The 341-nt window shown below is 33.7% G+C and carries 1 protein-coding gene; it reads right to left on the reverse strand.

The window, feature by feature from the left end; genetic code table 11:
- Positions 1-194: ATP-binding cassette domain-containing protein (locus KH400_RS23140; RefSeq protein WP_217228639.1), on the reverse strand; the 194-nt coding region annotated here is incomplete at its 3' end.
- Between the last annotated feature and the right edge of the window lie 147 nt (positions 195-341).

The raw sequence follows: 341 nt of genomic DNA on the forward strand, positions 1-341 counted from the left end.
TCGCCGATATAAAGGTCTCCTTTAGAGATATCCTCAAGTCCTGCAATCATACGTAACGTTGTAGACTTACCACAACCTGATGGACCAACGAATACGACAAACTCTTTATCTTGAATATGCAAATTAAAATCAGTAACAGCGGTTACATCCCCATCATAAATCTTGTAAACATTATCTAATCTAATTTCACCCATGTCGATCTCTCCTTTGAATATCTTTAATATAGATAAAGTGTAACGCTTGTAACCGTTTTCGTATACGGTAAAAGTGCATAAAAAAGAATGCATTGTTTTTGTGCACAATGCATTAATGGATGTTTTTTTCTATTAATAGTGATAGAT

Origin of the sequence: Desertibacillus haloalkaliphilus (genome assembly GCF_019039105.1) — a bacterium.
In the GTDB taxonomy this organism is placed as follows: Bacteria; Bacillota; Bacilli; order Bacillales; family KJ1-10-99; genus Desertibacillus; species Desertibacillus haloalkaliphilus.